Source organism: Campylobacter sp. RM12647, from assembly GCF_020138135.1.
In the GTDB taxonomy this organism is placed as follows: domain Bacteria; phylum Campylobacterota; class Campylobacteria; order Campylobacterales; family Campylobacteraceae; genus Campylobacter_E.
In genome coordinates this window covers 1-697 of record NZ_JACGAS010000062.1, presented here as the reverse complement: position 1 = coordinate 697, position 697 = coordinate 1, and the positions used below count along the sequence as shown (strand labels likewise).

The window sequence follows — 697 nt, the reverse complement described above, 5'->3', positions numbered from 1 at the left end:
ATTCTTAAGTAAAGCATTAAGCTTTTGTAAAACACTTTTAAACTCATTTAAATCATCTAAGATTATATGAGCTGTTAGTATATGATAATCTTGAGAGATTGAATGAATGTGTATATCGTGAATATCTTTTATATTTAAATCTTGCTTTAATATAAATTCTTTTACTTCACTAATCTCAATGAATGAACTCTCAAGTAAAATATCTAAGCTTTGTTTAAATAATGATATAGACCACTTAGCAATTACTAAAGCTATTATTAAAGCTAGTATTGAATCAATAAAATAAAAATCAGTATAATAAACAATAATCCCACCAATAATAATTGCAACAGAACTAAGTAAATCACTTAGCATATGAATTAGACTTGATTTAATATTTAAATTACTTGTATCAGCTTTCATTAATAATAAAGCACTAATTATATTTGCTACAAGTCCAAAGCAAGATACTATAAGCATAGTCTTTATATCTATTTTACTTGGGTTTAATAGTTTTTCAATAGCTTCATAGATAATAAATATAGTAAATATAGCTATCATAATAGCATTTATAAAAGCAGCTATTATTTCACTTCTATAATATCCATAAGTTTTTTTACTATCTTGTTTATTAATAAATATTAGTGCTATAAAACTTATTATCAATGCAAAAGCGTGTGTTATCATATGAAGTGCATCACTAATTAATGCTAAAGAA

Annotated in this window: 1 protein-coding gene; it reads right to left on the bottom strand. The window is 23.4% G+C overall.

The window, feature by feature from the left end:
- On the bottom strand, nucleotides 1-697 hold a 697-nt coding region (locus tag AVBRAN12647_RS09590), incomplete at both ends, for a cation diffusion facilitator family transporter (RefSeq protein ID WP_336615117.1).